Here is a 13,686-nt window from a genome sequence, read left to right as displayed (position 1 = left end):
CTATTTTATTTTACTAAAATACCCATTCGAGGAGCCTACATAAAGCTGCCCATCAATAACCGATAAATAACCACTCAGCAGTTGATTTGGCGTAAAATCGTAATACCCAACTCGAACGTCTGAGAGTCTATTCACTGCTTCTCCAGTCGATTCGTCTAACACATACATATTACCGAGACCCGGAAAGACGCCGATCAGCTTGCCGCCATAATGAACAACTGAAGCGCCATCCGTTTGCTTGCCAGGAACCCCCGATGTTGTCCAGCGCTGCTCTTCCTTTTTCAAATCAAAAGACATCGCTTTACCGTTCAGGCGATAATATAACAAGCTTCCTTCTATTTTCCCGAATTCAGCTCTTCCTTCTAGTGTAAATAACGGCCTGCCTAACTTAACTTCGATTAAGGAGCTTTTCACGTTTTCACTATACAAGTTATTATCAGATGACTGCTGTAGAAAGATATAATTTTCATCAATAATATCGTAACGGCTATAACCGGCAAGAGGCAGGCGAAGCCCATCCTTGCCTGTTTTAGCATCTACTAACACTAATTCATCCACCGTCCTCGTCCAAAAAGCTTTCGAACGCTCCGCATAACGAACACTATCCATCACTTCTTGGTCTAAGGCCGCTTTACGCTCCGGCTTCTTCCAGAGCACCTTTCCAGTCAACGGATCGTATGCCTGCAGCTCATTCAAAATGACAGGGCTCATGTCCTCACCAACCTGTACAAGCAGTACGTCTTGATTGCCGACATCACGAACCAATTCTGATTCTTGAGCTAGCTCAATATTCCAAAGCTGCTTGCCTGTTCCCATACTCCACCCGATGAGATCATAAGTAAACTTTTCTTCCGTTGTGCTGACTCGCTTTGATTGAACGGCTGAGATCACGTTTTTGGATACAGCAAATGAGGTTACATCCTTACCATTGTCCAGCTTCTTTTGCCACATTTTTTGTCCGGTAGCTGTCTTTAATGCCTGAAGCGTGTGAACTGGACGGTCTTCTTTCATAGAGCTTTTAAGAAACGCTATTCGTTCTTTATCTTGCGATAAACCGTAATCATGTCTTCCAAAGCCAAAATCAAACTGCCATTTCTTGCGACCCGTAGCTGAGTCAAGCGCATATATATTCGAATTATTGTGCATTCCGCTAAAACCGCCATCCTCGCCTGCGATGAGCAGAACATTACCAACCTTCTCAAGTAGAAAATTGAAACCGAGATCGGACTTGAAGCGCCAATCCCACTGCATATGCAGCGAAGGTGCAAGAGGTCCCTGAGCACTAACACCATATTGTGGCGCAATTAGTTCGGGGGAGTCTCGGTATATCGAATACCGAAGTGTCCCCGCTTCTGACCAAGCAACGATAAGCTCATTTTGCTCACCCTCATAACGCCATAATGGAAGGGTGCGAGCTTTTTCTTCTAATGGTGCTACATTTTCGGAAGACTCTTCGAACGAAGGTTCACCAAAGATCGCCTTCACGCGAGCTTTCTCAAGACCAGGCACAAGTACACTCCGTACAGCAGCAGCTACCGCTTGTTTGCTATTTTCAATCTCAAACAAAGGCGCAGCACCATCAGCTGACGTTACTTGATCCTTACGAATCCATAGAAGGCCATAGGATTTATCACCTTCAGCACTATTCGGTACGGCAGCTCCATACCAATCCCCATATTGCTTGTAAGCATAGAGGGTATCTCCCTCTTTCATTGTTGTGGCATCACCTTGTGAATTCGGATACCACTTCGCCTTAGCACTTTCTTTTGCTTTTAACGATAGAGGTGCTATATCTTTCACTTGAGCGGCTTCTTTTGTTAAATACCACACGGGTACAAATCCGCCATATCCCGATTCGTCCTGAATTTCGGCAAAATCATTCGACAATGTAACGACTTTATATTTTGCCCGTGCATCTACAGAGATGAACTTAACAGCACGTGTTCCTCCCCACCACTCATAGGCATTCGTGTTCATATATAATGTAACTGGCTTATCCAGCTCTATCGCATGCTCTCTAGCTACAAGATTATTTTCTGATGAGGATGACGACAGCCCCTTAATGGCAGGCAGGAAGCTCCTGCGTTTCCCTGAAGCATCCGTATCGTAGAATACAGCGTATAGCAGCTGCCCTTCCTTGGACCATTGAATGACGAGTTTTGATTGGCCCTCTTCATATATGTATTGGTCAATGACACTCATTTTACCGTTCATCATGATGTAATTCTCTCCAGATGATGCTGGTATTCCAAAAAGCGTATGAACCTGATCTTGGGTTAAATCATCTTTTATTTCACTCTTAATCGTATCGATCGTAATCGGTATAGGAGTTGCGGCTTCTTCTTTTTGGACGAGTTGCACAACATTCGCGGGTGTTTCCTTAGCGGATATTTGATTTGATGGCATGTCGTTAATGGCATTGCCTTCACATCCAACGAGTAAGGCGAGAAGCACAACGATTGCTGTCGTTTGATATTTTTTGATAATCATAAATACAAGGCCTCCATTGCACACTAAAAATCTAATGCACCCGTAGTTTGGCTTTATTTGGTAAGTATGACGACTAGAATGAAGAAAAAGTTGCGTTTAGGATGACAGTTACATGTTGTCTGTAAGTTGATTCAGAGAATTCAGGACAATGAAGAATCCGTACGACTTTTTGAGAGACTATTTAAAGTATCAGCTCTCTGATTTCACAGAGAAACATCAACTAGTGACAATTTAAGAAGCCTGTTGTTGCATTGCCTCCTTTTTGACTTAGCAGGATGGCGATTGAAGTACCTTATGCACGCATTAATAAGACTAGTTTTTAGTTCTATCTGTGCGGTTTTGGTCAGTTTGAGTGAAATAGAGCTAATTTCTAGTTCTATTTCTGTAAGTTTCGTGCTGCAGGGGCAATTCGGCGGGATACACGCAATAATAAGACTAGTTTTTAGTTCTATTTATGCGGTTTGGGTCAGTATGAGTGAAATAGAGCAAATTTCTAATTCTATTTCTGTAAGTTTCGCGCTTCAAAGGCAAATCGGCGGGATACACACAATAATAAGACTAGTTTTTAGTTCTATTTGTGCGGTTTGGGTCAGTATGAGTGAAATAGAGCTAATTTCTAGATCTATTTCCGTGTAGTTCGCGCTTTAGAGGCAATTCGGCGGGACGCAAACAATAATAAGACTAGTTTTTAGTTCTATTTGTGCGGTTTGGGTCAGTATGAGTGAAATAGAGCTAATTTCTAGTTCTATTTCTTTAAGTTTCGTGCTGCAGGGGCAATTCGGCGGGATACACGCAGTAATAAGTCTAGTTTTTAGTTCTATTTGTGCGGTTTGGGTCAGTATGAGTGAAATAGAGCTAATTTCTAGATCTATTTCTGTAAGTTTCGCGCTTCAAAGGCAAATCGGCGGGATACACGCAATAATAAGACTAGTTTTTAGTTCTATTTGTGCGGTTTGGGTCAGTATGAGTGAAATAAAGCTAATTTCTAGTTCTATTTCTGTAAGTTTCGCGCTTTAGTGGCAATTCCGCGGGATGCAAACAATAATAAGACTAGTTATTAGTTCTATTTGTCCGGTTTTGGTCAGTATGAGTGAAATAGAGCTAATTTCTAGATCTATTTCCGTGTAGTTCGCGCTTTAGAGGAAATTCGGCGGGATACACGCAATAATAAGACTAGTTTTTAGTTCTATTTGTGCGGTTTTGGTCAGTTTGAGTGAAATAGAGCTAATTTCTAATTCTATTTCCGTATAGCTCGCGCCGCAAAACTGCTTCGGCGGGATAAGCCTCGTGGGTAAGTCGTGTTGACAAACCGCTTCCCCAACAGCTCGACATTTCCAGTTGCGCTAATCATCCCCTAGCGAGCTTCAAATGCCGCGCACAAAAAAAGAACGATTCGTTTGACCGAATCGTCCTTTCATAAATTTACTTCTTATCCACCTGAAGCAGCTTAACCGTCTTTGTAGAAAAAGTATCCTTCAGCTTTTCCTCATTAATGACGTTCAGCTTGACCAAGCTTGCAATCTTTGTGCCATCCGGCTTCGATAACATTCGCCATAGCTCCGGATCTGGCAGCGCCTCATAAAGCTTGTTGTCATCGTATTCCTTACGCTCCTGCACAACCACTTTTACTTTATGGCTCCCAATCTCCAGCTCATTTGCTTCCTGCTCAGCCAAGTAGCTCATAATGGTCTGCCTGAGTTCTGTCAGCTCCTGCTCTATTTCTTTTTGCTTTTGTTTTTGCTGGTAATATCTGCGTACCGTTTTGTCCAACCTTATCACGCTCCTCTCTATTACATGCTTATGCATAGAGGAAGCATTTTAGGATGAGTTAGACAACCTGCAGCACGATCAATAAATGTCTTTTCTCATAAACACCGTAAACGAAACGAGCAGCGAACCGACCATCCAAGCGGCCAGCACGGCAAGCGAGAAGCCAAGTGTCATGCCCTCGATCGGAGGAGCAGATCCACTGACATAGTCCATCAAACCAAGATTGACCATGAACAAATATTTGGCCGAATCCCATGAGGATACCATGTTGCTTAGAATAGCACCTGCGATTAAGCATGCAAGCATTGTACCCATACCGGCTGCGCTGCTTCTCATCAGAATGGACAGCATGAACGATAACGTTCCCACTACAAGCGAGATAAACCATGCAAGTCCAAACTGCTGAATGATAAACTGCCATTGTGACACCAGGCGGACGCCTGATATGTCGAGCTCGCCTCCTTGTGTAGAGAAGCCAGTCAATACGGGAGCCGACCAGCCTTGATTGCCAAACATAATGGCTGAGATGAGGTAAGACAACAAACCGAATATGAAAATAACTAAGGAAACGGACAAAATCAGCGCGATATATTTGCTGAGCAATATTTTAAACCTGCTCACCGGGCGTGTAAGCAGCAGCTTAATCGTTCCCATGCTCCGTTCTGAGGAGACGATATCTACCGCAATAATCATGATGAGCAACGGGAGAAACAGCTCCGCCGAGTTTTGAACAAAACCTCTAATGAAGGTTGGCGCTCCCGGCTCAGAAGGATTCACATTATTATTCAAATAATATTCGGATTGTTTGATTTGAATTTGAATTTGCTCTCGCCACTGTCCTGCGCTGCTCAACCGATTTTGCATGTCCACAATTTGCTGCTGCAATTCGGTACGCCAATCCACGTCACCCAGCCGCTCCTTTATGGATTCTGCCTGTTTCGCCTGCGCATACGTAAACATCGAGAGAAGAACGATAATAATGATAGAGATAACGATAAAACGTCGTTTGCCGACCAGCTTCGTCATTTCATTTTGAACGAGATTAATCAATCGACTCGCCTCCTGTCAGCTCAAGAAATAGATCTTCAAGCGCGGGAAGCTTCCGATTCATCTCCAGCACACTTACCCCAGCCTCAACAAGCTTGCGATTCCACTCTCCAACTGCGTTTTCAACGTAAGCTGTCGTAACCGTATCCGTTGTCTCACCAAGGACAGCCGTAACATCGCCAAGTATCGATCGTCCCAGCGCTTGCGGCTGCAACCGCCATACTAGACGTTCTTCGCTGGACAACAGCTGCTTAACCGAATCCACTCGAATGATCTCGCCTTTGGAAATAATCGCGACCCGATCACACATCAATTGAATTTCATGCAGCAAATGGCTCGATACGAGCACGGTCAATCCTTCTTCCTCAGCTAGAAACCTAATAAAAGCCCGCATTTCTCTAATACCCGATGGATCAAGCCCATTCGTTGGCTCGTCCAATATGAGGACATCAGGCTTGCCAAGCAGTGCCTGAGCAATCCCAAGCCGCTGCCTCATCCCGAGTGAATAGGTGCTTACCTTATCATTCACTCGATCCTGCATGCCAACAAGCGCAACAACCTCATTGATCCGCTCCTGCGTAATTCCATTAATCATAACGGCAAAGTGGCGAAGATTGTCCATTCCGCTGAGGAACGGGTACAGCTCTGGGTTTTCTACGATACATCCTAAGTGCCGCATCGCTTTTGTAAAATGTTTCGCAATATCCAAGCCGCATATATGGATGGTGCCGGAGGTTGGCTTAATTAAGCCGACCAGCATCCGAATCGTCGTCGTTTTTCCTGCTCCGTTAGGGCCTAGAAAGCCAAACACTTCGCCGCGCTTCAGTTCAAAGCTTAAATCCTTGATGATCGTCCGCTTGCCTATCACCTTCCGTAAACCCTGCACTGCTAATGTAATGTCGCTCATGATTGTCCTCCTGCATCAGCAATTAACGCGGCTACCCGCTCAGCCATTAAGCGATACCCTATCTCATTCGGGTGGAAATGATCCGTAAATAAAAGTTTCTCTGCATTCAGCTGAAACAAATCATAGGTCGGAACCAGAACAGCTCTCGAATGCTGTGCCAGAGTCTCCGCAGTTTTACTATTCCAGTTCCTAACCACAGTCGACATCAACTCACCATTTTGGAACTCGCTGAACGGATTATACAATCCAAGCAAATAAACGGTTGCTTCTGTATTAACGGCACGAATGCTCGTCAAAATCGTTTTTAGATGATTCAAAAACGCTTCTTCTAATCCCGAAATGCTTGCCTCAGACAGATCCGTAAGCGATTGGCCACCGAGAAATAAGTCGTTGCCGCCAATGGTCATCAGAATAATGTCTGCTTGTCCAATTTGCCGCTCGATTTCCTTTTGTTTCATCTGCTCCACTAGCTCTGAAGAGGTAAGCCCCTTAATACCTAAGTTAATTAAGGAAACATCTTTACCGGACTGCTTCAGTTGATCGCTGACATAACCTACATACCCTTTTCCTTCGATGTCGCCTGTTCCTCTCGTTAACGAATCCCCTAATGCAATAATCTTTAATCCGCTTGATGATTCTGCTGGTTGTTCCGTATCTTGCGATACAGATGATTGGCTTGCTGTTCCGAATAAATAATCCTTTATCGACCAGCCTAAGGCAAATATCCATAAGAGACTGGCTAGAAACGCAAAAGAGGTAATCATACGAACTTTTTTACTATGCATCCCCGTCACGCCTTTCTATTTCTGTAGCTGTTATATAGTTAGCTGAACCATGTCATTACTTGCTGCTGCATCTGTGCTTTGTTCTGTTCAAACTGGCTTTTTCTGTGACCATTTGCTCCTGAGGGATGCGGCATTTCGAACAAGCATCTTTCTTTATCTATCCATCCCTTGTCAGCAAAATGCTTGACTACATCGGATACCGACTTGCCAAGCGGGATGACAAGCGCATCTTTTACCGCCAGCAATTCTGGAAGAAAGATACTCTCAGCATAGTGATAAAGCGTCTCTGATTTCAAAATAACAGGGCTATGCCCGGTGTAATTTTTGCCCTTTATGAACACGGGATACCTAATTGCTGAAGTTGTATGCAGTAAATCTCTAAGCTCATAAAATAACAGCTCGCTGCTCTTTATGCCAAGTGCTGCTGGCAATCCAATTTGATCAAGCATGTCGATTAAATTTTTTCTCATAGAGCCTGCAAAGCTGGCAAGCTTCTTCGCGCGTTGATCGATGAGGTCATAAGACACCCCATTTACAAGATCCTCCCGCGCGCTGCGTATGGCTACCTCCATTTGGGTAAAGCCTGGCGTAATGCCAATAATCATCACTTTAGCAGCAATATTCACATATTCGTAAGGCACGTAATAAATCGACATGTCATGCTCTTCATGAAGAAGCAATTCTTCTACAAACAGCTGCTCCTTGGACAAGCTGCCGGGCGGGAGCGACTCAATAAAGGATTTATATTTTTCAATTTGTGTCACCGTTAACCGCCCCTCCGCTCAATCTGTATATTCTTACTTCAGCTCAACCATATTGTGTGCGCGCGCAGGATAGTCGGTAATAATGCCGTCAATTTCGAATTTAAGCACCTCTTTTAAATTCCGCTCGCTGTTCACTGTCCACACCCATACCTCACGGCCTTTTTTATGCGCACGCTCCACGAGCTGCTCTGTCAGCATAATCTGCTCGATGGTATAAAAATCAACATCAAGAAGCGAAAGATCACCGAGTGCAAAATATAAAATTTGCCCAATTTTTATTTCAGGGTTCAGTGACCGAATATGCTGAAGCGTAGACCGATCAAATGATTGAATATAACAGTCCTGCACCATATCGAATTGTTCAATTAATGCAACAACATGCTCAGCCAATTGTTCGCCTGAACCGTATGGCTTAAGATCAATGATCAGCTTCGACTTCCCCAGCACTTCTCCAAGCACCTCGGATAACATGGGGATTCGCACAATCTCATCGGGTTCACCGCCAGCTTTGGCAATGTTCAGCCTCGCAATTTCCTCATAGTCCAGCTCGCTCACCCGCTTCGGCACACCCGCCATACGCTGTAGATTATAGTCATGGTTCAGGACAACTACGCCATCCTTTGTCATCTGTACATCAATTTCAACGGCATCAATGCTTTGCGCCACTGAGCTGCGAATCGCTTCCAGCGAGTTTTCCGGCGCAACGAGCGTATCGCCGCGATGAGCAGACAAGAGCACGCTCCATTTTACATAAACCAATTGATCATTAGCAGCATAGCTGACAAACAGCGCAAGCGCTAAATAAGCAGCCAATATAGAGCTGTAGAGCACTCGTTTCCTCGTTCTGCCTTTTAGAAAAGTCATAAGACGCTGCTCAAGCGGGCCAACCCAGCCATTTTTGAATAAACGGAGCTGATCTCGCGGCATCACGCCCCGTGTACGTTTAAAGTGATAGAAGAGCCTTGTCAAAAAGATGATATTAATCGGCACGAGCAGCAAAGTGAACATATAGGTTAGTACCGTTGTTAGCGTTAATGAATAATGATTGGACACCGCTTTAAGCACATTGATGTCCAGCCACGCTGGCAAATAAGCAACAGACGAGATGACGACAAAACCAAGCGCGAATACGAACACATTTAGCAAAAATAAATTAACAAAAATCGATAGCCGCTTTCCCTTCGTCAATAAGAGACTGCTTCTGATGGCTACTCGAATGGATTTGTCTTCGATCATAATGAAGTGCAAAACAAAAATCCATCTCAAGATGGTGTACACGCCCGCCAAAAGCAACAAACCGTATAAAGAAAGCATCATCATAGACGAGCTCAAGACGCGGCTGTTAAAAAATATTGGGACGTTAAATTGTGCAAAAAGGGAAGTGGACAGCGGCGATTCAATAAATGGCACAAGAAACAATAGGAAAAACAACAGCTGAATCAAACCGAATCCAAATAGTTTAGGCGTCTGTCTCAGCGTCGTCAGCACGGCATCTGAGATCAATACCTGTTTGCCAAAATAATGCTGCTGAGAAATCGTAATGACCACGCCAAACTCGATAAAAAGCACAAGTACAGCTACTAAACAGATCGCGATTAATCCAGCAACGCCCGTGTAGCTCAGCCCAATTTTGTAAACATCGCCATTTAATACAGAGCCCGTTCCAAGTACACGAAGCATACGGTTAAATATAAAAGAAATAATCGGAATAATAACAAAGCTCGTTAGGAGCATAAATAAATATTCAAACAACAAATGTTGCTTATATGTTTCACGAAAATCACGGATACTTCTACCAAGCCGCTTGAGCATGAACATTCATCCTATTCATTGTATGGTAATCAATAAAGCAAGAAATGGAATTGCTAAGCAACTTCATTTCCTTATTATAGCTATTTACCTACCCCCGCGTCGAATCGGAAAAATACAATAAAAAATCCGTTCTCTTCAAATGAAGAAAACGGATGCTCATTTTTATCAAAGCTAAAGTCTGCCAGCTATTTTTTCTTAATCGAATTATTTTTCAAAATATCATTTTTCTTTTGAACCAGCTTAGCTGTGTATAAGGTGTTGTTTTCAATGAGATAGGCTGGCGCTCCTGTTCCCGCATATAATGTGGTGATCCCGATCGCAGCTAAATTGGTTGTAATCGTATTCCCTCTAATTACGGCCTTCAGAACGTCATGCGGATTATTCCGTTTCCAATAATCGTTAATGCGAACAATCTCTGTTTTATCGGAGGTTAGTTTTTCCGCTGTAATCGTATTATTCTCCAGCAGCAGGTTTTTCGCCGATTGTATACTAATAGCTTGAGAGTTGCCTAATAGCTCGAACGTCGAATTTTTGATCGTCAAATCAAGCTTCGGATGTTCAGCAATCACTAATGTGCTAAGCGCTGGCGGTGATTGAAAGGAACAGCCATCGAACACATATTTGCCGGCTTGTGAAATCGCAATCGATCCAAATTTGCCCGTTCCCGCGGCTCCGATAAATTCGCAGTTGTTGTATGTGGCAGGAGGCAGCGTTAACCCGGAATCGGTATTAAAGCCGGTTACCTTTAAGTTATCGATGATCGAGCCCTCGGTTATTCCGCCCGTTACGACCCTAAGCTTGCCCTCGCCGTTAATCGTTATGTTTTTCAGACGAATCGGTTTTCCCCAAAGCGATAGACCAGAATCACTCTTTTTGTTGTTATTCATAACGATGTTCGATGCACTCACTCCAAAAGCATCCTTCGCACTAATTAAAAACATAGAGTCCGTAAAGGTCATGCCATCTATTTTGATATTAGGACCCGTAAACGACGTATAGGAATCATTCATTTTGTTATCGATAAATGTGGCATCATGAGCCGCTGCAATGCGAGAGCCGTCAAAGTGATTGCCTTTAATCATGGCCCCTTTAAATGGATCGGAGATGGCTAGCCCAATCGCACCTTTTGATGCCAAATGATTGTCTTCTACGATTGCGTCTTTTCCATCATATAGAATGACATCGTACGAAGCATTATCGTGAAATTTATTGCTTTTGATCGTAATATTGCTGTTGCGGTGTCCGTTCTCGCCAAAACCGCCCTCCACATCTATTCCCGACTGCGGCATCGTCCCTTTGATATGATGAAGAACGTTGTTCTCAATAAGTACTTGGTCAGCACCGCCGACCGTAATCCCTTGCCTACGGTTATAAGCAAATTCAGAATTTTTCACAACCACGTTTTTCGTTACACTTTTGTTCCAAAATTCCACATAGGCGCCTTTTTTGGTCGCTTGCTCGAATACAAGATGGAACTGCGTCGCTCCTTCCGGTATGTCGATGAGCTCGCGCACCTTCACATTTACCAGCTTCTTAATAAAAGCTCCGTTCGCTTTATAGAAGAAGATATCAAATTTATATGGCAGTTTAATCGCATTCGACAATTCAAATTGTTTCTCCGTTTTAAAAATCGTGTTCGTAAAATTAAGCGGCTGCTTCGTTCGAAGCTTTTTGGCATTCGCGACATTTTTTCCTTTATCATCGAATGCGCCTAATACAAAATGATCTTCATACAAATCCTTTGCCATCGTGCCGTAACCGCCCAGTATGAGACCATCGCCTGTAAAATTAATCGATTTCACACCGTCAATGGTAATATCATAAGCTCCTTGCGTAAAAATGCCATAACCAGCTTCATGTGTGCCTGAGCTGTGCTTATTGTCTTTTTTAGAATAGTTATGTGTTTCCCTGTCACCTACATAGGTCCCGCCTCTCAGCGTGACGTTATGAACGCCATAACCCAAATACATGAGTTGATACGACTCTTTATCATTTGTTTCCTTCTTGAGCACCGCATCCATCGGGAGATCAAACACCATATTGCTAACCATATTAATCCGGTTAGCTTTATCGATTAAATAGGTACCCGGCGGCAGTGACGTCGTCGTTTTCCCATTTTTAACTGCCCATTGCAGTGCATTGTTAATGCCCTTTGTTGTCTCGACAGGATGTGTGCCATCGTTATAAATGCCAAACTTAGAAAGTTCAATTAGATAATAGTCTTTGGAATCCGGCGCTTCTGCCGAAGCCTGATTAGGTATTAGCAATAGCTGTAATCCGAGCATTAGTGACATGACTAGCTTTAATATATTCACTTTAAGCCTCCTATTTGCGGTTCAAATCATCTGATTGCAAGAAATAAGTGTTCCTCCTTTCAACCTCTTAAATATACCACTACCAATATTCTTTATAAAGAACAAAATCCCGAATTTGGTTCGTTTAGTGAAAAAAGGGGCTTCCTTCCTATGTAGTTAGATGCAAAAAAAAGAAGCGAAACAAAAGAGCAGCTTGCTCTTTCATTTCGCTTCTTCTTAATTTAGGCTGCCGGCAATTCCAGCAGTTTATCTGCCACCACGGCTGCCATTTCTCTCGTAACGACCGCTTTCGGATTAAAGCTTCCGTTCGAGCCCTGCATCAAGCCGTTTACATATACGGCATTGACGTATGCTTTTGCACTTTCATGAATGCTGCTCTCATCTTTGAAAGGAAGCGAATCTGTGCTGCCCTTAAGCTTAAAAGCTTTGGCAATCATGATCGCCATTTCTTGTCTTGTTACCGCTTGGTTCGGTTTGAACGAGTCTATTGTAATCCCTTGAATGATGCCCAGTTCCTTGGCACGCATAATGGCTCCGTAATACCATGCGCCAGGCTGAACATCCTTGAACACTTTGGCTGCTTCATTAGCAGGGGCTTCCTCCAATAGATTGATGAGCAAGGTTGCAAATTCGGCTCTTGTCATCTGCTTCTTCGGATCAAAGCGAAGCTCCGAACCGCTTACCCCTACCATAACTTTGGCTTCGAACACGCTATAAACAGCATCATAGGCCCATACGGAAATGAGGTTATTGTCTACAAATTGCGGCTTGCTGCCCGTCAATTCTGTATCCGCCGAAATGTTGAACAGCGCCGGCTTTTGCTTGCTATAGCGATCGTACGCGGCTAGTGCCATCAACGCTTGCTCCGTTGCCATCTCATTTGATGGCTGACCAAGTGCATGTGCAAAACTGCCATCCGCAAGCTGGAATCTTAATAAGCTCGTTAGGAGATTCCCGTTCTTTTTCATAAAACTGGATTCCATTGGACTAACTCCCACAGCTGACAAAGCAATAATAGCTTGAGCTACGCTCTCACTGTTGTCATCACCAAACGCGTTAAAGCCGCCATTTACTTGCTGCTCAGAAGACAGCCATTTTACAGCTTTATCGATTGCACTTTTCACTTTTGCTTGTTCTTGGTAAGGAGCGAGTGCGCTTATCGCCATGGCGGTTATATCTAAATTATCCTCGGATTTCTCCGAAAGCGGGAATGCTCCACTCGTATTTTGCTGGCTGAGCAGCCAATCTATTAACTTCGTACGTGTCCATAAGGCACTTGCTGGCACCTCATAATTGCCGCTATCCAAAGCAATCAATGCAAAAATCACGCCATTTGTGCCTTGATTCGTCATTCTCGAATGATTGTAGATGCTTTGAATGAGATTGTAGCCAGCGAAGGAGGCTGCATCTTCACCTGCCGCTCTAATCGCAATAGCCATTCTTTCAAGATCGGTTACTTTGCGGAATTCACCTTTGTTCTCTTTTAAATAAGAAGCCAACCCGCTCAAATAGCTTGCTGGCACCGCATGACCAGAACGATATAAGGCAATCGCTTCCCAATCGCTAATGGTACCGCTGCTTAAGATTTGTTTCGCAGCTGATGTCATTTCATTCTCTACCGCCATCGTTTCTGCCGCTGCCGCGCGCTGCATAGGCAACAGAGCCGTACTGACGCAAGAAAGCATTAATGCGTATATAACCATCAATAATAACGATTTAAGTGATACGGTTTTTTTGTTCATCCTGAATCCACACTCTCCTTTCAAGAAAATAGCTGTCCCGCAGCTATTGCAATA

General features: G+C 43.7%; 9 protein-coding genes. All 9 read right to left on the bottom strand.

Translation table 11 applies throughout. From position 1 onward, the window contains the following. Window positions 1–2,490 carry an outer membrane protein assembly factor BamB family protein gene (locus BK120_RS21035; protein WP_076269463.1) on the bottom strand — a complete coding sequence of 830 codons (2,490 nt, stop codon included), beginning with the start codon at window positions 2,488–2,490 and terminating at the stop codon, window positions 1–3. A gap of 1,422 nt (window positions 2,491–3,912) precedes the next feature. Then, complete coding sequence (locus BK120_RS21030; protein ID WP_372239012.1) at window positions 3,913–4,296, bottom strand: hypothetical protein; 384 nt, start codon at window positions 4,294–4,296, stop codon at window positions 3,913–3,915. A 42-nt stretch (window positions 4,297–4,338) separates the two neighbouring features. Continuing rightward, window positions 4,339–5,310 (bottom strand): ABC transporter permease, encoded by a 972-nt coding sequence (locus tag BK120_RS21025; protein ID WP_076269462.1) that lies wholly within the window; start codon window positions 5,308–5,310, stop codon window positions 4,339–4,341. Beyond that, window positions 5,303–6,214, bottom strand: coding sequence for an ABC transporter ATP-binding protein (locus tag BK120_RS21020; RefSeq protein ID WP_076269461.1), 912 nt, complete (start codon window positions 6,212–6,214; stop codon window positions 5,303–5,305). The genes BK120_RS21025 and BK120_RS21020 overlap by 8 nt, the downstream gene beginning before the upstream one ends. After that, window positions 6,211–6,999: an SGNH/GDSL hydrolase family protein gene (locus tag BK120_RS21015; protein WP_076269460.1), complete on the bottom strand. Its 789-nt coding sequence runs from the start codon at window positions 6,997–6,999 to the stop codon at window positions 6,211–6,213. The genes BK120_RS21020 and BK120_RS21015 overlap by 4 nt, the downstream gene beginning before the upstream one ends. Before the next feature lie 38 nt (window positions 7,000–7,037). Continuing rightward, window positions 7,038–7,763 (bottom strand): uracil-DNA glycosylase family protein, encoded by a 726-nt coding sequence (locus tag BK120_RS21010; protein WP_076269459.1) that lies wholly within the window; start codon window positions 7,761–7,763, stop codon window positions 7,038–7,040. Between the two features lie 33 nt (window positions 7,764–7,796). Then, window positions 7,797–9,575, bottom strand: coding sequence for a glycerophosphodiester phosphodiesterase (locus tag BK120_RS21005; RefSeq protein ID WP_076269458.1), 1,779 nt, complete (start codon window positions 9,573–9,575; stop codon window positions 7,797–7,799). A gap of 185 nt (window positions 9,576–9,760) precedes the next feature. After that, entirely contained in the window at window positions 9,761–11,890 is a 2,130-nt protein-coding gene (locus BK120_RS21000) for a right-handed parallel beta-helix repeat-containing protein (RefSeq protein ID WP_076269457.1), read from the bottom strand. Window positions 11,891–12,111: 221 nt separating this feature from the next. Then, window positions 12,112–13,632 (bottom strand): S-layer homology domain-containing protein, encoded by a 1,521-nt coding sequence (locus tag BK120_RS20995; protein ID WP_076269456.1) that lies wholly within the window; start codon window positions 13,630–13,632, stop codon window positions 12,112–12,114. Between the last annotated feature and the right edge of the window lie 54 nt (window positions 13,633–13,686).

It is taken from the genome of Paenibacillus sp. FSL A5-0031, from assembly GCF_001956295.1.
In the GTDB taxonomy this organism is placed as follows: Bacteria; Bacillota; Bacilli; order Paenibacillales; family Paenibacillaceae; genus Pristimantibacillus.
This window is presented reverse-complemented; position numbering and strand designations above follow the sequence as displayed.